This window comes from Massilia atriviolacea (assembly GCF_003953935.1).
GTDB classification, from domain to species: domain Bacteria; phylum Pseudomonadota; class Gammaproteobacteria; order Burkholderiales; family Burkholderiaceae_D; genus Telluria_A; species Telluria_A atriviolacea.
Window position 1 is genome coordinate 1 of the sequence record NZ_RXLQ01000025.1, and the last position, 21,041, is coordinate 21,041.

Here is a 21,041-nt window from a genome sequence, read left to right on the forward strand (position 1 = left end):
ACCATTTCCGGGTGGGCGAACAGGGCGCGGTATCCGAGGTCGTGTTGTTGGGTAGGCATGAGGCATTCTAGCCAGCGTCCCTGCCCCGCCTTTGCGCTGCCTCAAACGCGCGCGGCAGCCTTCTGTCGCGCCCACAACACCCGCAGACCCAGCAGTAACGCGACGATGGCGCCGGTAATCAGCGGTTCAGTGAAGTTATTCTTGCCCGCCTTCATCCACCAGAAGTGCAGGATGGCCAGTGGCGCGATCAGGTAGATCAGCCGGTGCAGCCACTGCCAGCGCTTGCCGCCGAGGCGCTTGATCATGCCGTTGGTGCTGGTGACGGCCAGCGGGATCAGCAGCACGAAGGCGATGAAGCCGACCGTGATGAAGGGCCGCTTGACGACATCGCGCAACATCGCCGCCACGTCGAAAAAATGATCGAACCACAAAAAAGTCAGGAAGTGCAGGAAGCCGTAGAAAAAGGTGAACAGGCCCGCCATGCGGCGCAGCTTGACCAGCCAGTTCCAGCCCGTCAGGCGGCGCAGGGGCGTGAGCGCCAGGGTGACGCACAGCAGGTACAGGGTCCAGTCGCCGGTCGCGCGCGTGATGAATTCGAGCGGCTCGACCAGTTGCCCGCTGACGGTCAGGTACACCATGCGCGCCAGCGGCAACAGCGCCAGCGCGAACAGTGCGGCCTTGATCGCCAGCAACTGCCGGGATGCGGGATTGAAGGCCATCGTGCTCAGAAATTCTTCTTCAAGTCGAGGCCGCTGTACAGGGAGCCGACGTCATAGCCGTTGAACATCAGCGTCTTGCGCTTTTTCTGGAAGAAGCCGTCTTCGCCGATGCGGCGCTCGCTGGCCTGCGACCAGCGCGGGTGGTCGACCTCGGGATTGACGTTCGAGTAAAAGCCGTATTCGGACGGCGCCGACACATTCCACGCCGTGCGCGGCTGGTCCTTGACGAAGCGGATCCTGACGATCGACTTGGCCGACTTGAAACCGTACTTCCAGGGCACCACCAGGCGCACCGGCGCGCCGTTCTGGTTCGGCAGGGTCTGCCCGTACATGCCCAGGGTCAGCAAGGTCAGCGGATGGTTGGCTTCATCGATGCGCAAGCCCTCCACATACGGCCAGTTCAGCACGCGGCTGCCCACGCCCGGCATCTGCGCCTTGTCGGCCAGGGTCACGAATTCGACGTATTTGGCGTTGCCGGTCGGCTCCACCTTCTTGATCAGCTCGGACAGCGAATAGCCGATCCAGGGAATCACCATCGACCAGCCTTCCACGCAGCGCAGGCGGTAGATGCGCTCTTCGAGCGGCGCCAGCTTGAGCAGCGCGTCGATCTCGAGCGTCATCGGCTTTTTGACTTCGCCTTCGATCGTCACCGTCCACGGCCGCGTCTTGAGCGTGTGGGCGTTCTGGGCCGGATCGGACTTGTCGAGGCCGAATTCGTAGAAATTATTGTAGGTCGAGGCATCCTTGAACGGGGTCTGCTTGTCGAGCGCGGCGTAGGCCGGATTGAGCCTGGCGGCCAGCTTTTGCGCCGGCGCCGGGGCCGCCGCGAAGGCTTCGCGGTTGGCCATTTCCCACAGTGCGCTGCCGGCGGCGGCGCCGACCGCCATCTGGGCGATGAAGCGACGGCGCGATGCGTACACCGCCTGCGGGGTGATTTCGGATGGCAACGGCAGGTCGATACCGTTGGGGGAACGTTTGATCAGCATGGGCGGCTCCGGCAAGTCAACTAGGGTAGAAGCTACCTTACACCAACTTGCCGCTTCGGCCGATTACAGTTTCGTCATTAAAGCTTGCCGTAAGAATGCAGGCCGGACAGGAACATGTTCACGCCCAGGAAGGCGAAGGTGGTCACCAGCAAGCCGATCAGGGCCCACCAGGCCGCCACGCGGCCGCGCAGGCCGGTCATCAGGCGCATGTGCAGCCAGGCCGCGTAGTTGAGCCAGACGATCAGGGCCCAGGTTTCCTTCGGATCCCAGGACCAGTAGCCGCCCCAGGCTTCGGCCGCCCACAGGGCGCCCAGGATGGTGGCCACGGTGAAGAAGGCGAAACCGACCGAGATCGACTTGTACATGACGTCGTCGAGCACTTCCAGCGACGGCAGGCGGTCTTCCAGGTAGCCGTGCGACTTGATCAGGTAGGCCGAGCCGACCATGGCCGCCAGCGCGAAGGTGCCGTAACCGATGAAGTTGGCCGGCACGTGGATCTTCATCCACCAGCTCTGCAGGGCCGGCACCAGCGGCTGGATGTCGGCGGCGTCGCGCGACACCGTGTACCACAGCAGGAACACCACGGCGGCGGCGATCACCGGCAGCACGAAGGCGCCCAGCTGGCGGGTGGCGTAGTGCTGCTCGTAGTACAGGTAGAACATGGCGGTGATCATCGAGAACAGGATGAACACTTCATACAGGTTCGACACCGGAATGTGGCCGACGTCGGCGCCGATCATGTAGGACTCGTACCAGCGCACCATCATGCCGGTCCAGCCCAGCACCACGGCGGCCCAGCACAGCTTGGAGCCGACCGAGGAACCGAAGTTGGAACGGCTGGCCAGCCCGACCCAGTAGAACACGGTCGAAAACACGAACAGGGTGCTCATCCACAAGATCGCGGACTGGCTCGACAGCATGTACTTCAGGAAGAACTTGCTGTTCGCGGCGGCCAGGTTGTGGTCGTACATGCTGATCGCCCAGAACGACAGCAGGGCCACCACCGGCATCAGCCAGCGCACCGGCTTCCAGTGCCAGCCGAGGGCGGCGAAGGTAGGCGCGGTCAGCACCAGGATCACCTTTTCGTAGATGTCCATGTAGGCGCCGTAACGGTTGAGCGCGAACAGCGCCGCGCCCAGCAGCACGGCGGCGAAGACCCAGTCGAACGCATCGAGCCGCTTGAAATAGCCCGGCGCCTGCCGGTAAGTCTGCGCCTGAGCGCCTTGAGGGGTTTGTGTCGCTTCCATCATCTTCTCCAGTCCTGCTGAACCTGCTGAACCGCTTGTCGGCACAGCTTACGCCAACTGCGGCAGCTTGGCTTTCAGATCGTTAAATTCATGCTCGAAATCGAGCGTCTTGCGTTGCGTGCTCATCGCCATCAGGGCGTGCGCCGGGCCGCCGTCCTCGCCGTCGCGCACCCACACCCACAGGCGCCGCTCGCGGATGTAGAACATGGCGAACACGCCCAGCACCAGGAATACGCAGCCGAGGTAGACCACCGCCTTGCCCGGCGAACGGGTCACCTGCAGGACCGAGGCCTTGACTTCGACGAATTCGTCGAGCTGCAGGTAGACCGGGGCGCCGTAAAAGAAACTGTCGGACAGGGCATTCGTGGCCAGCTGCAGGAAGCGCGCCTGGTTCTCGTCGCCCGTGACCGGCGCCAGGCCCTCTTTTTCGCGCGCGGCCTGCCACAGCTCCCACAGGGTGCCGTTGAGAATCTTCATGAAGATGTTCGCGGCCTTTTCCTGCTCGGCGGGAGGAATTTTTTCCAGGAAGCGCGATACCGCCGAGTAACCGCCCAGCTTGCCGTCGCCGGCGAAGATGGACAGGCTCTTCGAGGCCGAATCCTGCAGCTGGCTGGCCAGGTGGGCGGCCGGACTGTTGGCGCCGGACGGCATGGCGCGGCGCGCGTAGCGCTGGGCCGCCAGTTCGCGCAAGTCTTTGTCGGCCAGGGCGGCGCGCAGGCGCATCCATTCCTTGACCGTGTGCGCCTCGTCCGAGGGAATGCGCAGATAGCTGAAGGGATCGTTGGGCGAGGCGCGCACCCCGGCCAGGAATACTTCGGCGCCGTCGATGGTCACCGGCTGCATGTAATTCTGGTATTCGCGCGCCTGGCCGGTCTTGTCGCGCAGCTTGTACTGCACGCTCGGGCCGACGTTCTTCAAGTCCTTGTTGTTGGCATTCTTGCCGGCCGAACCGGAATGCTTGCCCAGGGTGGCGGCGAACTGCTCGTTCAGGCTCTGGCCCTTGGTGACGGCGCGCGGATCCTGGTTGCCCGCCGTGTTTTCGACGTTGAAGGGGCGGAACGCGCTCCACTCGACCGTGTACTCGTCGGCGCCGCGCTTGAGCGGGGTCGATGCGTTGACCTCGCCCTCCATGGTGAACGAGGCCTGCTCGGTGCCGCTCATCGGGTAACCGACCAGTTTGAGCTTGCTGCCGCCGTCTTCGAAGCTCGACTGGTACACCGCCACGCCCTTGTAGATCAGCGGTTCGTTGACCTTGATGGTGGCCGGAAAGGTCTTGCCGGTTTCATGGTCGCGGATCACGACGTCGCTGGCGAACAGCTTGGGCATGCCGGTCGAGTAGAAATCGATATTGAAGCGTTTTAACTGGATCGTAAACGGCAGCGGCTGCAGCAGCGAGCCTTCCGGGCGCGCAATGATCGCGATATCGCTGGCCTGGCCTTCGGGAATGAGGGTATTGCCGCGGTAGGTCGGATTGGCGAGGCTGAGGCGATGCTGCGCGGGGATGTCGGAAATCAGGCCGCCGCCGACAAAGGGCGTCTTGCCCAGGAACCATTCCTGGAACTGGATCGGGATGTCCGAATCGAGCATGCCGCCGACCAGGATGATGATGATCGAGCTGTGCGCGAAGATATAGCCGAACTTGTTGGCCGCGCCCTTCTTGGCGGCCACCAGGGTGCCGTTCTCTTTTTCAACGATCTTGGCCGCGTAACCGGCATCGACCAGGCGGGCGGCGCTCTGGCGCGCCAGCTCGGCGCGCGACAGCTGCGCCGTCCATTCGGCCTTGTGGTGGAAATTGCGCAGCGAGGTTACGCGCACGTTTTCGCGCCAGCTGCGCATGTCCTTGATCATTTTCGGCGCATTGCGCACGATGCACAGGGCGGTCGAGAGGATCAGGAACACCAGGATCAGCAGGAACCACCAGGCCGAGTACACGGCGTACAGGCCGAGCTTGTCGAAGACATCGAACCAGAACGGACCGAACTGGTTGACATAGTTCGGCATCGGCTGGTTCTGCGTGAGCACCGTGCCGATCATCGAGGCCACCGAGATGATGGTCAGCAAGCTGATGGCGAAGCGCATCGACGAGACCAGCTCGACCGCCTCATCGAAGAAGGGGCGGCGCGTGTTTACTACGATTCCGGTGGTGCTCATTCTCTACAGATCCCTATGTGCAGGCGACGTAACCCGCGAGGATACCAACAAAAAGGGCAGCCCGCTTGCGCGCCGCCGCCCTGTCGACCTTCCCTGGCAAAACGCGCACCGTGCGGCGCGCGTCTTGCGTCGTTTCGTTTACTTCAAGCCGGCGATGTAGTCCGCGACGGCTTTCATTTCGTCGTCCGACATGCGCTTGGCCAGGGTCGTCATCTGCACGCTGTTCTTGCGCGCGCCGCCCTTGAAGGCTTGCAGCTGGCTGACCGTGTAATCCTGGTGCTGGCCGGCCAGGCGCGGGAATTGCGCCGGGATGCCGTTGCCGCTGGCGCCGTGACAGCTGGCACAGGCGGCCACGCCGGTGGCGGGGATGCCGCCGCGATAGATTTGCTTGCCCAGCAGGACGGTATCCTTGTTCTTGGCCGCGCCCGCCTTAGGGGTCTGGGTCGACAGGTAGGCGGCGATGTTTTTCTTTTCCTCGTCCGAGAGCATCTTGGCGAAGCCGCTCATGACGGGATTGACGCGCTGGGGCGTGGTGAAATCGATCAGTTGCTTGTGGGTGTAAGCCTCGAACTGGGCCGACAGCTTGGGATTGGCGGCGATGGTCGAATTGCCGGCCGCGCCGTGGCAGGATGCGCAGGCGGGCAAGCCGCGCGCTGCGTCGCCACTGTCGTACAGGGTGGCGCCTTTAGCGGGATCGGCCTTGGCTGGGGCGGGTGCATGCTCGGCAGCGGACACGAGGCCCGACACGGCAAAAGTAGCCACCAGCAAGGATTTCACAAACGCCGCTCCGGCGGCCGGTAAAAACGCACGATTCATTCAAACACCCTGAGACAAGTCGAAAATTGGTTTTGTTGAAAATTCCTGGTCAGCCGCGCCCCGGGAATTCGGTTCTAATGTAGTGCAAACGATCTTGTGTGCTCGCCATGGCTTTTGCGTGGCAACAATTCGTAACCCCTTATTGTACAATAGCTTTCTCGCGTTATCGCCCCTCTTGTTGCATTTTCTGCCCATCCCATGTCCAAACTCTGGCAAGCCCGCTTCTTTACGACCGTCAACCAACTGCGTGATTTGCCGAATACGCAAGCGCCGGAAATCGCCTTCGCCGGGCGCTCCAACGCGGGAAAATCGACCGCCATTAACATTCTGACAAATCAGAAAGGCCTGGCCTTCGCCTCCAAGACGCCCGGCCGCACCCAGCACATTAATTATTTTTCGATCGGTGGCGCGCACGTCGGGCAACACCGCAAGGATCCCACCATCGTCGAGGAAATCGAGGCGCTGCTGGTCGATTTACCGGGCTACGGCTATGCGGAAGTGTCCGGTTCGGCCAAGCTGCACTGGCAAAAGCTGCTGGGCGACTACGTCCAGCGCCGCGAGCAGCTGGCCGCGCTGGTGCTGATCATGGATTCGCGCCGTCCGTTCACCGACCTGGACGTGCAGATGCTCGAATGGTTCGCCCCGACCGGCAAGCCGATCCACTGCATCCTGACCAAGGCCGACAAGCTCAACCGCAACGAATCGACCAACGCCCTGCGCCAGGCGCGCATGATGCTCGAAAGCTATGTCGACGAAGATGGCGAAGGTTTCCCGTTCACGGTGCAACTGTTCTCGGCACTCAAGCGCATCGGCATCGAGGAAGCCAACGACAAGATCATCGACCTGCTGGGCCTGACGCCGATCGAGAGCGATCCGGATACGCCGCTGGTCGACCCGGTCGACGGCGACGAGTAAGCGCGCCGGCCTGTCCTGCCCCCTGATTTTTTGTTCACTCGGAAAAAAACGATGTCTACTCTCCCAGTGCAGTTCCCCGCCACGCGCATGCGCCGCATGCGGCGCGACCCGTTTTCGCGCGCCATGGTGCGCGAAAACACGATCACCTCGTCCGACCTGATTTATCCGGTCTTCCTCGTCGACGGCGTCAACCAGCGCCAGCCGATCTCGGCAATGCCGGGGATCGAGCGCCTCTCGGTCGACCTGTTGCTGGACGTGGCCCAGGAATGCGTCACGCTCGGCATTCCGGTGCTGGCCCTGTTTCCCTCGATCGATGTCTCGCTGAAAACCGCCGACGGCGTCGAAGCGACCAATCCGGACGGCCTGATCCCGCGCGCCGTGCGCGCGCTCAAGCAACGCTTTCCCGAACTGGGCATCCTGACCGACATCGCGCTCGACCCGTACACCAGCCACGGCCAGGATGGCCTGATCGACGACCAGGGCTATGTGCTCAACGACGAAACCACCGCCATGCTGATCCGCCAGGCCCTGTGCCACGCCGAGGCCGGGGTGGACGTGGTGGCGCCGTCGGACATGATGGACGGGCGCATCGGCGCGCTGCGCCAGGCGTTCGAGCGCGAAGGCTATATCCACACCCGCATCATGGCGTATTCGGCCAAGTATGCGTCGGCCTTCTACGGCCCGTTCCGCGAGGCGGTCAGCTCGGCGGCCTCGCTCGGAAAAAGCGACAAGTTCACCTACCAGATGGACCCGGCCAACGGCAACGAAGCGCTGCGCGAAGTGGCGCTCGACATCGCCGAAGGGGCGGACATGGTCATGGTCAAGCCGGGCATGCCTTATCTGGACATCGTGCGCCGCGTGAAGGACGAATTCAGGGTGCCGACCTTCGCCTACCAGGTCAGCGGCGAATACGCGATGATCAAGGCGGCCGTGCAGAACGGCTGGCTCGATCACGACAAGGTGATGATGGAAGCGATGATGGCATTCAAGCGCGCCGGCGCCGATGGCGTGCTGACCTATTTTGCGCTCGATATCGCGCGTTTGCTCAAGGCGCGCGCATAGGAAAGTTGCTCGACGCCGTGGACGGATAAACAAGGGACGCTGCGGCGTCCCTTGTCGTTCTCAGCGTCCCCTGCGGTTTTCGGGGAACATTTCCTTGTACAGGAAGTCGCTCAATTCGGCCGTATCCTCCACCCGGGCGCTCATCTTGACCACGCGCTGCAAGCGGTGCGAATCCCATTCGAAGTCGCCGGTCTTTTCCTTGCGGATAATTTCGATCATCTTCTTGATCACGGCCGTCTCGATATCCTTCTCGTTGCCCAGCTCGACCGTGACTTCCTGCAGCCAGCGCCGCTTGAAGCTCGGGTTCCAGCCACGGAACTTGACGGTGGCCGTCATCGCATTCTTCTTGACCTCGAACACGCCGCCGGTATCGTTGCGGTCGTCGCCGACGCTGCGTCCGTTGGCCGCCGCGATATTCGCCTTGGCGATGCGCATGCCGCGCTCGGCCGCGCTTTCCTCGGCCGGCTGCTCGCTCTCGGTCTGGCCGCGCGCGCGCCGCCGCGCTTCGATCGCGGCCGCCATGTCGGTCTCGGGCGCCACCGCGGTCGGGCGCACCGGCTTGGGCGGCTCGGCAATCTCGGCCTCCCTGACCGGCTTTTCGTTCGGGATGGTGATGGTGTCGGGCAAGCGGCGCACCCTGGCCACGGTCGGCGGCTTGGGGCGCGCCTGGGTGGTCGGCTTCGGCGTTATTGTGGGCTGTTCCTTCGGCTGCGGCTTGGCTTGCGGCAGCGGCGTGACGTAGGTGATTTCCCCGCCCGACTTCGGCGGCGGCGCTTTTTTCTCTTCCTGCGGCTTCAGGACCCACAGCAGCACCAACAGCACGTGCAGGGCCAGGGTGACGGCGATCCCGGCCGGATTGAAGCGCTTGACCTCGTAACTGGGCACCGCGTAACCGGGCAAGGGCTGACCGCAATGCGCGCAGTAGCCCGTGTTGTCGGTCGAATGGTGGGAATGGTCGCGCAAAATGTAAACAACTTTCCAGGGGACGGCGCCAGCGAAATGCGGCTCAGGAGCCGAAGTCTATACGTTTTGTGGTTTTTGCGCATTGGCAAGCTCACCCTGTGCAGCTTACAAGATGCCTGTCTTGATGGTTGTTACACAATGTATCAGTGCTGCAACAATATGCCAGGCCCGGGGTCAGCTGGTGACACGCTCGGCGGCCGTCAAGACGCGCGCACGGACCTGGCGCCGGGCGCTGTCGCGCTCGGCAATCTGGCCGAACAGTTCGCGCACGCAGCGCTCGGCGTCGAGCACGGCGCGCGAATGCATTTGCGGACGCGGCAGCGCGTGGGTGTAGTAGTGCGGCCCTTCCACCAGGTAGCCGAGCGCCCACAGGTTGGGAGTCGGGCGCGCCGCGCTGTCGAGCGGATGGTTGGCTTGGTCGATATCCACCCCGCCCGGATGAAAAGTGCCATTGTAATAAGGGCGGATGGTGCCGCGCTTGAGCAGGTTGCGGATCAGCGGGCTGTCGTCGGTCTCGGGCGAGAACACGTCGAGCCGGGCCACCACCAGGGCGTCGACGTGCTGGACCGCCGCGCCCGAGGCAAAGCGCGTGTGCAGGGCGAACTGGGAGCGGTCCTCGTCGATGCGCACTGCCGCGTTGGGACCGGCGGCCACGCTCAGGATGCCGGCTTCGAGCAGCGCCAGCAGCTGCTCGTTGCGCTGGCTGGGCGGGCCGAAGGTGACCCGGTTGATGGCCGGGTTGTAGACGCTGAGGAACTTGCGGTGCGAGCCGGACGTCAGGCCGCCATGCTCGATCATGTCCTGCAGCACGGTGCGGGCGTCGCGCAGGACGTCGGCGGCGGCCTTGATCGGGCTGCCCAGGTTGCCCCGGCGCGCTTCCGACAGGTCGTCGGCGATCATGCAGGTGAAAAAGGTCGAAAACGCATCGGCGCTGGCGAAGTTGCGCCCCTGCAGGGGGAACAGCATGGCCTCGATGGCGGCCCTTTCCTCGGCGCCCGGCTCGTAGCCGAGCGGCTCGGGCGCGGCGCCGCCCCGGGACGCGGCCAGCGCGCAGCGCCAGGCGTAGCCCATTTCGCGCATCAACAGCGGCAGCAGCTCGCGGTCGAAGTCGAGTTGCGCGCTGCCGCGCTCGCGCTGGGCGTGCTGGCGCAGGGCGCGTACGGCCTCGCGCGTGAAAAAGCGCGCCTGGTGCCGTCCGTTCAGCCCTTTCTGGTTGACGCCGCGCGCCGCCGCCGGCAGGCATTTGCGCGAAAACAGCAGCAGCGCCGGCTCGCGCCCGGACGGGAGGTAGCGCAGGCCGCTGCCGGACGGCGCGAAGCGCCCGCCCCGGCCCACCGTCAGCTGCGAGACCACATCGTGCGCGGTCAGGCCCAGCCCTTCGATGGCGACCCGGGCATCGCTGGCGATGCCGACCAGCTTGTCGAGCGGATACACATGGCGGATGAAAGCCAGCTTGCCGTTGTAGCGCGCATGGTCCTGGGCAAATTTGTGGCACCAGGCTTCCTCGTCGGTCAGGTTATTGCGGCTGTGGCCGGTCGTCATGAAGACGAAATCGCTGCCGACCGAAAACCCGCTGTCGAGCTCCACCATGAAACTGCCGTCCGGCATCTGGAACATATCGATCGCGCGCTGCCGCAGGTGGGTCAGCGCCACCGTCGGCGGCAAGGCCGCGCGGATCGCATCGTAGGCCCAGACCAGGTAGCGCCCCAGCAACTGACGCGGCAGGTAGTCCAGCTCGGTAATCGCGGCGCCACCCTCTTCCCCCGGCGCCACCTGCACGAATTCCTCGCCGAAGCGGCGGTAGCCCTGGGCGCGCGCCCACTCGGTCAGCGAGGGCGTGGCGCACACGGGGGCCAGCTCGACCGCCTCGCGGAAGGGAAACATGGTGACCTGGCTGGCCACGGTATTGATCAGGAGATGCTGCGGCTGGTTCGGCGAATGCACGCCCGGGCCGCACTCGCCCGGGTCGACCAGGTTCACGTGCAGGGGCGTGTTGTGGGCGCGCGCGAAGGCGGCGATGCGTTCTAGCACGGACAGGCCGCGCGGGCCCATGCCGATGAGGGTGACGCTGTAAGGTTTCATGCTGACCGCCTGTCGATGAAATGCAGGCTTCCATGGTGGCAGGCGGTCAGAACGTCGTGTTGTTTCCAGTCAACTAAATACCTTACAGAAATATCAATCCGCTCAATGCGCCTTCTCGAACTGGGCCAGCTGGTCGTCGGTCATCGGTCCGCTGCCGCTGTACTTGTCGAGGAACAGGTAGATCACCGGGGTGATGTAGAGCGTGATGACTTGCGAGAACAGCAAGCCGCCGACCACGGCCAGGCCGAGCGGCTGGCGCAGTTCGGCGCCGGCGCCCAGGCCGAGCGCGATCGGCAGCGCGCCCATCAGCGCGGCCAGGGTGGTCATCAGGATCGGGCGCAGGCGCAGGATGCAGGCTTCGCGGATCGCCTCGGCCGGCGTGAGGCCCTCGTTGCGCTGCGCATGCAGGGCGAAGTCGATCATCATGATGGCGTTCTTTTTCACGATCCCGATCAGCATCAGGATGCCGATGATGGCGATCATGGTCAGGTCCAGCCCGAAGATGCGCAGGGTCAGCAGCGCCCCCACGGCGGCCGAGGGCAGGCCGGCCAGGATGGTCAGCGGGTGGATGAAGCTTTCGTACAGCACGCCCAGCAGCACGTAGATCACGCCCAGCGCGGCCACGATCAGGATGATCTGGCTCGACTGCGAATCCTGGAACACCGCGGCGTCGCCGCCGTACTTGGTGATGACCGAGGGCGGCAGCTTCATGTCCACGCCCATCTGGTCGATCTTGCCGGTGGCCACGCCCAGCGGCACGTCGGCCGGCAGGTTGAACGAGAGGGTAATCGCCTGCAGCTGGCCCTGGTGGTTGACCGAGGTCGGGCCGACCGTGCGTTCGACCGTGGAAAAGCTGGACAACTGCACCAGCTGGCCGCCCCTGCTGCGCACCGAGACGCGTCCCAGCGCGTCCTCCGACTGGCGGTCGGCCAGTTCGGCTTCCAGGATCACGTTGTAGCTGGCGGCGGGCGAATAGATGGTCGAGACCTGGCGCTCGCCGAAGGCCGCGTACAGGGCGGTGCGCACGTCGGCGATCTGCACCCCCATGGCGTTGGCCTTGTCGCGGTCGATCTTCAGGGTCGCCTGCAGGCCGCGGTTCTGCGAATCGCTGGTGACGTCGCGGAAGGCCGGGTCGGCGCGCATGCGCTCCAGGTATTTGTTGGCCCAGTCGCCCAGGGCGTCGGAGCTGACGCTTTGCAGGGTGTACTGGTAGCGGCTCTTGCTCGGCCGTCCGCCCAGCTGCAGGTTCTGGATCGGCGACAGGAACACCGACACCCCGGCCACCTGGCGCGTGGCCTTGCGCAAGCGCTCGACCACCTGCGGCATCTTCACGCGCTGGTCGCGCGGTTTCAGGGCGATGAAACCGCGCCCGGTATTGCCGCCGCCGGTAAACGACGTCACATCCTGCACGGCCGGATCGGCGCGGATCACGGCCACCACTTTCTCCTGCAGCAGCAGCATGGCGTCGGTCGAGGTATCCTCGGCCGCTTCGATGGTCATGCGCATCTGGCCCAGGTCTTCCTCGGGGAAGAAGCCCTTGGGAATGGTGGTGTACATGATAATCGTCAGGACAAACGTGCCGACGGCGACCGCCAGCACGATGAAGCGGTGCGCCAGCGCCAGATCGAGCGACCTGGCGTAGCCGTCGCGCACGCGCGCAAAGCCGGCTTCGAAGTGGCGCCCGATGAAGCTCTTTTCGCCGCCCTCCTCTTCCGAGTGGGCCGGCAGCAGGCGGCTGGCCAGCATCGGCACCAGCGTGAGCGACACCAGCGCCGACACCAGCACCGACAGCCCGACCACCACCGCGAATTCGTGGAACAGCAGGCCGATCACGCCCGGCATGAAGAAGATCGGGATGAACACGGCCACCAGCGAAATCGAAATCGAGACGATGGTAAAGCCCATTTCGCGCGAGCCGACGAGGGCCGCGTCGACCGGCTTCTTGCCCATCTCGATATGGCGCACGATATTTTCGAGCACCACGATGGCGTCGTCGACCACCAGGCCGACGGCCAGGGTGATGCCGAGCAAGGACACGTTATCGAGGCTGTAGCCGAAGGCGTACAGCAGCGACAGGGCGCCGAGCAGCGAAATCGGCATGGTCACGGCCGGGATGAAGGTGGCGGCGGCGCGGTGCAGGAACAGGAAGATCACCAGCACCACCAGCGCCACGGTGCCGGCCAGGGTCAGGTTGACGTCGTGGATCGCTTCGCGGATCGACACCGAGCGGTCGTTGACCAGGGTGATCTTGATCGAGCTCGGCAACTGGGCCTGGAACTGCGGCAGCAGCTTGCGCACGGCGTCGACCACCTGCACCGTGTTGGCGTTGGGCTGGCGCTGCACCAGCAGCACGATCGAGCGCTCGCCGTTGTAGCTGCCGGCCGCCTTGACCGACTGGTAGCTGTCTTCGACCGAGGCCACGTCTTTCAGGCGCACCGGTTCGCCGTTGCGGGTGGCCACGATCAGGTCGGAAAACGCGGCCGCGTTCATCAGCTGCGCATTGCCCTGGATGGTCATGGTCTGGCTCGGGCCATCGAGCACGCCGAGCGGCGCGTTCGAGTTGGCGGCGCGCAGCGCCAGCGCCAGTTCGTCCATCGACAGGTTACGCGCGTTCATCAGGTCGGCCCTGGCGCGCACCCGCACCGCGAAGCGCTTCTGGCCGTTGACCGTCACCTGCGCCACGCCGGGCAGGGTCGACAGGCTCGGGGCGACCAGGTTTTCGGCGTAGTCGTTCAGCTCCGACAGGTTCATCGACGGCGAGGTCATGGCCATGAACAGCACCGGCGCGTCGGCCGGGTTGACCTTGCGGTAGGACGGCAGTTCCGTCATCTCCTGCGGCAGCTGGCGCTGGGCGCCGAGCAGCGCGGCCTGCACGTCGATGGCGGCCACGTTGACATCGATGCTGGGGTCGAACTCCAGGGTCAGCGAGGTCGAACCCTGGGTGCTGGTGGAGGTGATCAGGCTGATGCCGGCAATCGTCGAGAACTGCTTTTCGAGCGGCAGCGCGACCGAGGACGCCATGGTTTCCGGGCTGGCCCCGGACAGGTTGGCCTGGACGTTGATGACCGGGGTGTTATAGCTTGGCAGCGCCGCGACCGGAATGGCCAGATACGACAGCACGCCGACCAGGATCATGCTCAGCGACAGCAGCACCACCATGACGGGGCGCCGGATGCACAGTTCGGACAAATTCATTGGGCCGCCACCGTGGCCTTGGCATCGCGCTTGGGCTGGGCATTGTCGGCCAGCTTGACCCTGGCCCCGGGACGCAGGTTCTGCTTGCCCTCGGTGATGACTTTTTCATCGCCGTTCAGGCCCGAGACGGCCGCGTTCAGCCCAAAGGCGTGCAGGCGCGCCACCGGCACCGGCCTGGCGCTCTGGTCGGCGTCCATCACGTACACGAAGGTGCCGCGCGTATTGCTGATGATGGCCGCCTGCGGGATCACCACCGCGTTCCTGATGGTCTGCACGGTCACGCGCGCGGTGACGTACTGGCCCGGCCACAGGCTGGCATCCTTGTTGTCGAACAGGGCCTTGACCTTGATCGAACCGGCCAGCGGGTCGACCGTGTTGTCGATGAAACTGAGCTTGCCGCTGACCGCTTTCGCGTTCGGGCCGGAGGTGGCGTCGACAACGACCGCGCCGTTTTTCTGGGCCGCCAGCAGCTCGCCCAGCGCCGCCTCGGGCAGGCTGAAGGCGATGTTGATCGGGTCGAGCTGGGTGATGGTGGTGAGCGAGGTGGCCAGCTGCACCAGGCTGCCCGGGAACACATTGATGGCGCCGACCCGGCCCGCCATCGGCGCGCGGATGCTGCTGTAGCTGGCGTTGACCTGCTCGGCCTGGAGCGCGGCCTGGCCGGCGCCGACCAGCGCGCGCGCCGCATCGAGCTGGCTCCTGAGGGTGTCGACCGCGCTCTGGGCGATGAATTTTTGGGCGAACAATTCCTGGCTGCGCTTGTACTGGCGTTCCAGGTCGGCGGCGGTGGCGGCGTCGCGCGCCATCTGGGCGCGCGCCTTGTCGATATTGGCGCGCTCGCCGCGGTCGTCGAGCGAGAACATCATGTCGCCGGCCTTGACGAACTGGCCTTCCTTGATATGCACCTTGCGGATCGTGCTGGTCGTCTGCGGATGCAGGTCGACCGTGCTGACCGGGGTCACGCTGGCATTGGCCTGCAAAACCACCGGCACGTCCTGGCGCTGCGGCGCCACCACGTTGACGATGGCCGGCGGCTGGGCGCCGCCGTTCGTACCCGCTGCGCCCTTGCCTGCCGCTGCGGCGCCGTCGGCCGGTTTGTCATCACGGCCCAGATACCACGCGCCCGCGCCGATAAGGACGGCGAGGCCGACGATGATGACAATGCTCTTCTTTTTCATGCGTTTCCCTGGTCGCCACTGCGGGCGGCTTATGATCGGTTCAATTCATTGAGGCGAAGGCGATGCTGCGCCGGCGCTTACGTGCCGGCGTAATACTCCGGCAGGACCAGGCTCACTTCCAGCCCGCCTTCCGGATGGTTGATCAGCGCGATGCTGCCGCCGTGCTGCTCGGCGATGTTGCGGGCGATCGTCAACCCCAGCCCGGTGCCGCCGGACTCGCGCGAGCGCGAGGTTTCGACCCGGTAGAACGGTTCGAACACGCGCGCCAGCTCGCCCGGGGCGATGCCGGGGCCGTTGTCGCGCACGCGGATGCGCGCCGCGCCGGCGCCCGCCTCCACCGTGACATCGGCGCGCTGGCCGTACTTGACGGCGTTGTCGATCAGGTTCACCAGGCAGCGCCGCAGCGCCATCGGCCGTCCCAGCAAGGCCATGCCGGCGTGGCCGTGCACCACCACCTGCTGGCCGGCGTCGGTGGCGTCGCAACTGACGGAATCGAGCAGGGAATCGAGGTCGAGCGCCTGCATCGCTTCGGTGGTGTCGGTGCTGCGCGCCAGGTCCAGGCCTTCGCGCACCATTTCCTGCATGGCCGACAGGTCGCCCACGAGGCGGTCGCGCAGTTCGCCGTCGCCGACTTTTTCGAGGCGCAGGCGCATGCGCGTGAGCGGCGTCTGCAGGTCGTGGGTGATGGCGGCCAGCATCTGGGTGCGCTGGAAGATGTACTGGCGGATGCGCGCCTGCATGGCGTTGAAGGCCGCGCTGGCCTGGCGGATTTCGCTGGCGCCGGACAGGCGCAAGGGCGGGTGGTTGATGTCGTTGCCGAGATCCTTGGCGGCCTGCGCCAGCTGCTTGAGCGGACGCGTGGTCATGCGCGCCACCAGGTAGGCCAGGAAGGCGATGCTGACCAGAAACATGCCGATGATCATGCGGTAATCGGTTTCGTGGGCGATCACGGACGGCGGCGGCGGCAGCACCTGCAGGCGCAGCAGTTCGCCGTCGCGCAGGCGCACGTTGATGCTTTCGCAAGCGCCCTTCCACTGCGATTCGGTGGGGCCGAACATGCTGTTCTGGATGCGCGGCACGTCGCAGGCGGCGGGCCGGGCGGCGATGGTGGCCAGCTTGTACTGCGGCCCCATGCGCACCGCCAGGGCCGCCGTGAACGGCGACGGCGCCGCCTTGACCGGCAGGTCGTCGTCGATCACCACCAGCTGGATGCCGGGGCGGTTGGCGACCGACAGGTAAGCCAGGCGGGCCGAGGCGGGTACGGTTTCGGTGGCGGTGATGAGTTGCTCGGCGCGGTCCATGGCGTGCTGGTCGCGGAAGGCTTCGATGACACGCTGGCGTTCGTTTTCGGCCAGCAGCTGGGTCAGCACGGCCGTGATCACGACGCCGAGCAGCAGCGTGAGGAACACGCGCCCGGTCATCGAACCGAAGAAGGCCTTCACGTGCCCGGCTCCACCGTCACCTGGCCGGCCAGCACATAGCCGCCGTTGCGCACCGTCTTGATGATCTGCGGCAGGCGCGCGTCTTCACCCAGCTTCTGGCGCAGGCGGCTGATCTGGATGTCGATCGAGCGGTCGAAAGGATCGGCGTCGCGGCCCTGGGTCAGGTTGAGCAGCTGGTCGCGGTTGAGCACGCGGTTGGGATGCTCGAGGAACACGCGCAGCAGGCGGAATTCGGCGCCGGACAGCATGATGACGATGCCTTCCGGATTGAGCAGGTGGCGCGCGGTCAGGTCGAGCGTCCAGCCGGAAAAGCGCATCTGCTGGGCATTGTCGGACGGGGCGTTGGACGGCATCGCATGGCTGCGGCGCAGCACGCTGCGGATGCGCGCCAGCAGCTCGCGCGGCTCGAAGGGCTTGGGCAGATAATCGTCGGCGCCCATTTCGAGGCCGAGGATGCGGTCGAGCGGTTCATTGCGGGCGGTCAACATGATGACCGGCAAGGTCGAATTGGCGCGCAGCTTGCGGCACAGGGTCAGGCCGTCGTCGCCCGGCAGGTTCAGGTCGAGCACGATCAGGTCGGGACGGGCTTCGTCGAGCGTCTTCCACATGGCTGTGCCATCGGCGGCGGCCAGGGCGCGGTAGCCGTTCGATTCGAGGTAGTCGGCCAGCAGCGAACGAATGTCGCGGTCGTCGTCGACGATGAGAATGGTAGAAGGAGTATCCATGCCCGCAATTATCCCCACTTAGCGAGGCCCCGGATAGCGGTTTTGTATCGTCATGTATATTGGCATGGGGCCGATACAAATAGATACAAACTGGTTGGCAGCGGAAACGGCATGGAAACATGCAGGGCAGATGATGCAGTTGCACCCCGCACATTTCACCCAAAGGAAACGCCATGAACGTACTCAATACCGTCCGCAACACTCTCGTGATCAGCCTGGCCGTACTGGGCATGGGCGGCGCCGCCGTTGCCGTGCACGCACAAGAGAGCCATCCGACAGCGGCCAGCGTGGAACGCCACCACGCCGAGCGCGCGGCGCACATGGCCAAGCGCCAGGCGCGCCTGCACGAGCAGCTCAAGCTGACGGCGCAACAGGAACCGGCCTGGGCCGCCTGGAGCGCCGCCAGCAAGCCGGGAGAGCGCCCCCCGCGTGGCGAGCGCGGCCAGTGGGCCGGCAAGAGCGCCCCGGAACGCATGGAAATGCAGCTGGAAATGGCCAAGAAACACGTGGCCAGCATGGAAACCCGGCTCGCCGCGCTGAACACCTTCTATGCCACGCTCACGCCGGAGCAGAAGAAAGTGTTTGACGAGCACAGCATGCGGCGCGGCCATCACGGTCATCACGGCAAGCACAAGCGCCCTGCCTGAGCCGTCGCCTGACGCGCTTTTGCGCATGCATCGAGCATGAAAAAGTCCTCCCCGCCGCGCCGGCGCGGAGGGCTTATTTTTTAACAATGTTGTACTTACACCGCACTTGTTGCCCGCTGCCTCAAATAAAGGCGCTACGGCATTCTCACAACGTGGTACGTGGTGTATCCTGAGGAAAATCTATCCGCGCGGCAATCCCAAACCAGTTTCCGGCTGCGGCATCAAAAAACACAATCCGGGGGCAATATGAGCGCGATGGTGTACGACAAGACCGACAAGGGTCGGGAAGAAATATCTACACGTAAGCACCAGCTGGCGTCACGCCTGCGCACCTTGCTGGTGATGATCGACGGCCGCCATTCGCTGGACGATTTGCTGCGCAATTTTGCCGGCGTGGGCGTGACCGAAGATAGCGTCAAGGAATTGCTGCACGAAGGCTATATCTACCTTGCCAGCGGGTCCGAACCGGAACCGGCGGCGGGACCGCCGTCGAAGCTGCCGATGTCGGCGCGGGCGCGCCAGATCGCGCGGCGCGCGGCCGGCGTCGAGGGCGCCCATCAGGAAGCCGACCTGCCCGAGGATTCCCCGGTCCCGGCCCCGGTCCCGGTCCCGGTGCCGCGGGCGCCAAGCGCTCCCGTGCAGTCGCCGCAAGCGCTGGCAGAAAGCCAGCTCGACGACGCCACGCGCTTTCGCCACCTGTACGATTTCTACAACCAGACCATCAAGAGCACGATCGGGCTGCGCGGCATCATGTTGCAGCTCAAGGTGGAAAAGTGCGGCAACGTGGACGACTTCCGCGCGCTGCGCCTGCAGTACCTGGAAGCGGTGCTCAAGGCCAAGGGCAGCGAGATGGCGCGCAGCCTGCGCGGCCGTCTCGACGAACTGCTGGGCGGCCCGCCCGAGCACGACGACTTCACGCTGCCGTAAGACGCCTCGGTTCAAGCTCAGTTCAAGCTCAGTTCAACTTCTGCAGCGAGGCCGTGAACTTGTCCGCATTCTGATAGCCGATGACGCGGCTGCCGGCGATTTCCTGGCCGCGCTTGTCGAACAGGATGATGCCCGGCGGCCCGAACAGGCCGAAGCGCTTGAGCATGGCCTTGTCGTCGGCATCGTTGGCGGTCACGTCCACCTGCAACAGCAGGGTATTGGCCAGTTGCTGCTTGACGCGGGCATCGACGAAGGTCAGCTTTTCCATTTCCTTGCAGGACACACACCAATCGGCATAAAAATCGAGCATCGCGGTCTTGCCGGCGTTTTGCGCCAGCGCGGCGTCGAGCTGGGCCACGGTCTTGATGCGGGTAAACGCCAGCCCATGCTGCTGGCCGCCCACGCCCAGGTGGGCCAGCGGCGCCAGCGGATCGCGCCCGCCCGTGGCCAGGCCCACCAGTTGCAGCGCGCCCAGAATGGCGAAGGCGGCGCCGAGCGCCATCGCGGCCCAGTGGCGGGTATCGCGCAGCAGATGGATGCCGTAGCCGAGCAGGAGCGCGCTCCAGAGCAGCATCTGCAGCAGCGGCGGCAACACAGGCGAAGTAATCCACAGCGCCATGCCCAGCATCGACACGCCGAAAAATTTCTTGACCTTGCTCATCCAGCCGCCTGTACGCGGCAGCAAGGAACCGGCCGACAGGCCGACCAGCAGCAGCGGAATGCTCATGCCCGCCGCCAGCGAGAACAGGGCCACGCCGCCGATGAGGCCGTCGCGGGTCTGGAAGATGAAGGTCAGGGCACCGGCCAGCGGCGCCGCCACGCAGGGGCCGACGATCAGCGCCGAAATGGCGCCCATGACGAACACCCCGGCCAGCTTGCCGGCCGACTGGCGGTCGGACGCGCTGGACAGGCGGCTTTGCAGGAAAGTGGGTACTTGCAGTTCATAGACGCCGAACATCGACAGCGACAGGCCGACGATCATGATGCCGACGCCGATCAGGATCCACGGCTTTTGCAGCTCGGCGGCCAGGCCTTCGCCCATCAGGCCGGCGACCACGCCGAGCGCGGTATAGACCAGGGCCATGCCCAGCGAATACGCCAGCGCCAGGATGAAGCCGCGCGCGCGCGTGGTGGTGGCGCCCTCGCCCACGATGATCGACGCCAGGATCGGCACCATCGGCAACACGCAGGGGGTGAAGGACAGGCCGAGGCCGAAGACGATAAAGGCCGGAACGATCAGCCACAGCTTGCCGCCGCCGAGCAGCGCGGCGCCGTCGCCGCTGGCCGCGGCGGGGGCGGCGCTGGCGGGGACGCTGGCCGGTTTGTCGAGGATGGCCGGGTTGCCGCTCTCTTGCATCGCTTGCATCGGTTGCATGGCGCCCGGAATGCTGATGCCGGGTTTCATGCCGGGCACGGGCGAGGAGCCGCCGGAACCGACCAGGCGGGCGACGGCGTCCTGCGGCGCGTAGCACAGGCCGGCGTCGGCGCAGCCCTGCGAGGAGGCGGTCAGGGTGAACATGCCGGAAGACTCGACCGGGATGGTGATGGTGACGCGTTTGCGGTAGGTTTCGACATCCTTCTGGAAGGTTTCGTCGAACTTGATCTTGCCGGGCGGGATGACCGGGGCGCCGAGGGTGGCATTGTCGGCGGTGAACTTGAAGCGCTCGCGGTACATATAGTAGCCGTCGGCGATGTCGTAGGTGACGGCGACGGTTTGGGGATCGAGCATGCGCGCCGAGAATTTGAACGCCACCTCGGGGGCCAGGTAATCTTCTTCGGCGCGCGCGGGGGCGCCGAACAGGAATGCGAGGGCAAGCAGAAACAGCGCGAGGGCCTGGGCCGGCGCTTTCGACGAAAAGGCAAACATGACTTCCTTAGCGGGATGCGAAGCCGAATAGTACACCCGGGGAAGCGTTCCCGTCTGCGGCGGGGCATGGCCGAGGCCTATAATGCACCCCCCCGCTCGGTGCCGTCCGGTGCTGCATG

General features: G+C 65.2%; 16 protein-coding genes. 4 read left to right on the forward strand and 12 right to left on the reverse strand.

Annotated elements, in window-relative coordinates:
* Positions 1-101: 101 nt before the first annotated feature.
* The 5 genes from msrQ to EJB06_RS29050 form a co-directional block, all read right to left on the reverse strand.
* Positions 102-719 carry a protein-methionine-sulfoxide reductase heme-binding subunit MsrQ gene (gene msrQ, locus EJB06_RS29030; RefSeq protein ID WP_126077523.1) on the reverse strand — a complete coding sequence of 206 codons (618 nt, stop codon included), beginning with the start codon at positions 717-719 and terminating at the stop codon, positions 102-104.
* Positions 720-724: 5 nt separating this feature from the next.
* Positions 725-1,705, reverse strand: coding sequence for a protein-methionine-sulfoxide reductase catalytic subunit MsrP (gene msrP, locus EJB06_RS29035; protein ID WP_126077524.1), 981 nt, complete (start codon positions 1,703-1,705; stop codon positions 725-727).
* Between the two features lie 77 nt (positions 1,706-1,782).
* Entirely contained in the window at positions 1,783-2,955 is a 1,173-nt protein-coding gene (gene ccsB / locus EJB06_RS29040; protein WP_370660159.1) for a c-type cytochrome biogenesis protein CcsB, read from the reverse strand.
* 45 nt (positions 2,956-3,000) lie between these two features.
* Positions 3,001-5,103 carry a cytochrome c biogenesis protein ResB gene (locus tag EJB06_RS29045; protein WP_126077526.1) on the reverse strand — a complete coding sequence of 701 codons (2,103 nt, stop codon included), beginning with the start codon at positions 5,101-5,103 and terminating at the stop codon, positions 3,001-3,003.
* A 138-nt stretch (positions 5,104-5,241) separates the two neighbouring features.
* Positions 5,242-5,919, reverse strand: a complete 678-nt coding sequence (locus EJB06_RS29050) for a c-type cytochrome (RefSeq protein WP_126077527.1) — start codon at positions 5,917-5,919, stop codon at positions 5,242-5,244.
* A 198-nt stretch (positions 5,920-6,117) separates the two neighbouring features.
* Between EJB06_RS29050 and yihA the strand changes: the two genes are divergently transcribed.
* Both yihA and hemB read left to right on the forward strand, forming a co-directional pair.
* Positions 6,118-6,834: a ribosome biogenesis GTP-binding protein YihA/YsxC gene (yihA, locus tag EJB06_RS29055; protein ID WP_126077528.1), complete on the forward strand. Its 717-nt coding sequence runs from the start codon at positions 6,118-6,120 to the stop codon at positions 6,832-6,834.
* Between the two features lie 51 nt (positions 6,835-6,885).
* Positions 6,886-7,896 (forward strand): porphobilinogen synthase, encoded by a 1,011-nt coding sequence (hemB, locus tag EJB06_RS29060; RefSeq protein WP_126077529.1) that lies wholly within the window; start codon positions 6,886-6,888, stop codon positions 7,894-7,896.
* A 60-nt stretch (positions 7,897-7,956) separates the two neighbouring features.
* On the opposite strand, the gene EJB06_RS29065 is transcribed toward hemB, so the two are convergent.
* From EJB06_RS29065 to EJB06_RS29090, 6 genes are all read right to left on the reverse strand, one after another.
* A complete protein-coding gene (locus tag EJB06_RS29065) occupies positions 7,957-8,859 on the reverse strand; it encodes a hypothetical protein (protein WP_126077530.1) in 903 nt (300 codons plus the stop codon).
* Positions 8,860-9,033: 174 nt separating this feature from the next.
* The gene (locus tag EJB06_RS29070) at positions 9,034-10,941 is read right to left on the reverse strand and encodes an FAD/NAD(P)-binding protein (protein ID WP_126077531.1); all 1,908 of its coding nucleotides are present in this window, start codon (positions 10,939-10,941) and stop codon (positions 9,034-9,036) included.
* Between the two features lie 102 nt (positions 10,942-11,043).
* Positions 11,044-14,136, reverse strand: coding sequence for an efflux RND transporter permease subunit (locus tag EJB06_RS29075; protein WP_126077532.1), 3,093 nt, complete (start codon positions 14,134-14,136; stop codon positions 11,044-11,046).
* Positions 14,133-15,314, reverse strand: coding sequence for an efflux RND transporter periplasmic adaptor subunit (locus EJB06_RS29080; protein ID WP_126077533.1), 1,182 nt, complete (start codon positions 15,312-15,314; stop codon positions 14,133-14,135). The genes EJB06_RS29075 and EJB06_RS29080 overlap by 4 nt, the downstream gene beginning before the upstream one ends.
* 77 nt (positions 15,315-15,391) lie before the next feature.
* On the reverse strand, positions 15,392-16,756 hold the full coding sequence (locus EJB06_RS29085; RefSeq protein WP_126077534.1) for an ATP-binding protein: 1,365 nt from the start codon (positions 16,754-16,756) through the stop codon (positions 15,392-15,394).
* Positions 16,753-17,481: a response regulator gene (locus EJB06_RS29090; protein ID WP_126077535.1), complete on the reverse strand. Its 729-nt coding sequence runs from the start codon at positions 17,479-17,481 to the stop codon at positions 16,753-16,755. Before EJB06_RS29090 ends, EJB06_RS29085 begins: the two co-directional genes overlap by 4 nt.
* Positions 17,482-17,654: 173 nt before the next feature.
* On the opposite strand from EJB06_RS29090, the gene EJB06_RS29095 reads away from it, so the two are divergent.
* Together EJB06_RS29095 and EJB06_RS29100 are read left to right on the forward strand one after the other, a co-directional pair.
* Entirely contained in the window at positions 17,655-18,128 is a 474-nt protein-coding gene (locus EJB06_RS29095) for a Spy/CpxP family protein refolding chaperone (protein WP_126077536.1), read from the forward strand.
* Between the two features lie 246 nt (positions 18,129-18,374).
* Positions 18,375-19,055 carry a hypothetical protein gene (locus EJB06_RS29100; protein ID WP_229427344.1) on the forward strand — a complete coding sequence of 227 codons (681 nt, stop codon included), beginning with the start codon at positions 18,375-18,377 and terminating at the stop codon, positions 19,053-19,055.
* Positions 19,056-19,083: 28 nt separating this feature from the next.
* Here the strand turns inward: EJB06_RS29100 and dsbD are convergent, their stop codons facing one another.
* Positions 19,084-20,922, reverse strand: coding sequence for a protein-disulfide reductase DsbD (gene dsbD, locus EJB06_RS29105; protein WP_126077537.1), 1,839 nt, complete (start codon positions 20,920-20,922; stop codon positions 19,084-19,086).
* Positions 20,923-21,041: the final 119 nt, after the last annotated feature.

Excerpts from the sequence above, each read along its gene's own strand:
- dsbD (WP_126077537.1), bottom strand. The coding sequence starts at position 20,922 with ATGTTTGCCTTTTCGTCGAAAGCGCCGGCCCAGGCCCTCGCGCTGTTT.
- EJB06_RS29095 (WP_126077536.1), top strand. The coding sequence starts at position 17,655 with ATGAACGTACTCAATACCGTCCGCAACACTCTCGTGATCAGCCTGGCC.
- EJB06_RS29075 (WP_126077532.1), bottom strand. The coding sequence starts at position 14,136 with ATGAATTTGTCCGAACTGTGCATCCGGCGCCCCGTCATGGTGGTGCTG.
- EJB06_RS29090 (WP_126077535.1), bottom strand. The coding sequence starts at position 17,481 with ATGGATACTCCTTCTACCATTCTCATCGTCGACGACGACCGCGACATT.
- EJB06_RS29100 (WP_229427344.1), top strand. The coding sequence starts at position 18,375 with ATGAGCGCGATGGTGTACGACAAGACCGACAAGGGTCGGGAAGAAATA.
- EJB06_RS29045 (WP_126077526.1), bottom strand. The coding sequence starts at position 5,103 with ATGAGCACCACCGGAATCGTAGTAAACACGCGCCGCCCCTTCTTCGAT.
- EJB06_RS29070 (WP_126077531.1), bottom strand. The coding sequence starts at position 10,941 with ATGAAACCTTACAGCGTCACCCTCATCGGCATGGGCCCGCGCGGCCTG.
- ccsB (WP_370660159.1), bottom strand. The coding sequence starts at position 2,955 with ATGATGGAAGCGACACAAACCCCTCAAGGCGCTCAGGCGCAGACTTAC.
- EJB06_RS29080 (WP_126077533.1), bottom strand. The coding sequence starts at position 15,314 with ATGAAAAAGAAGAGCATTGTCATCATCGTCGGCCTCGCCGTCCTTATC.
- EJB06_RS29050 (WP_126077527.1), bottom strand. The coding sequence starts at position 5,919 with ATGAATCGTGCGTTTTTACCGGCCGCCGGAGCGGCGTTTGTGAAATCC.
- yihA (WP_126077528.1), top strand. The coding sequence starts at position 6,118 with ATGTCCAAACTCTGGCAAGCCCGCTTCTTTACGACCGTCAACCAACTG.
- hemB (WP_126077529.1), top strand. The coding sequence starts at position 6,886 with ATGTCTACTCTCCCAGTGCAGTTCCCCGCCACGCGCATGCGCCGCATG.
- msrP (WP_126077524.1), bottom strand. The coding sequence starts at position 1,705 with ATGCTGATCAAACGTTCCCCCAACGGTATCGACCTGCCGTTGCCATCC.
- msrQ (WP_126077523.1), bottom strand. The coding sequence starts at position 719 with ATGGCCTTCAATCCCGCATCCCGGCAGTTGCTGGCGATCAAGGCCGCA.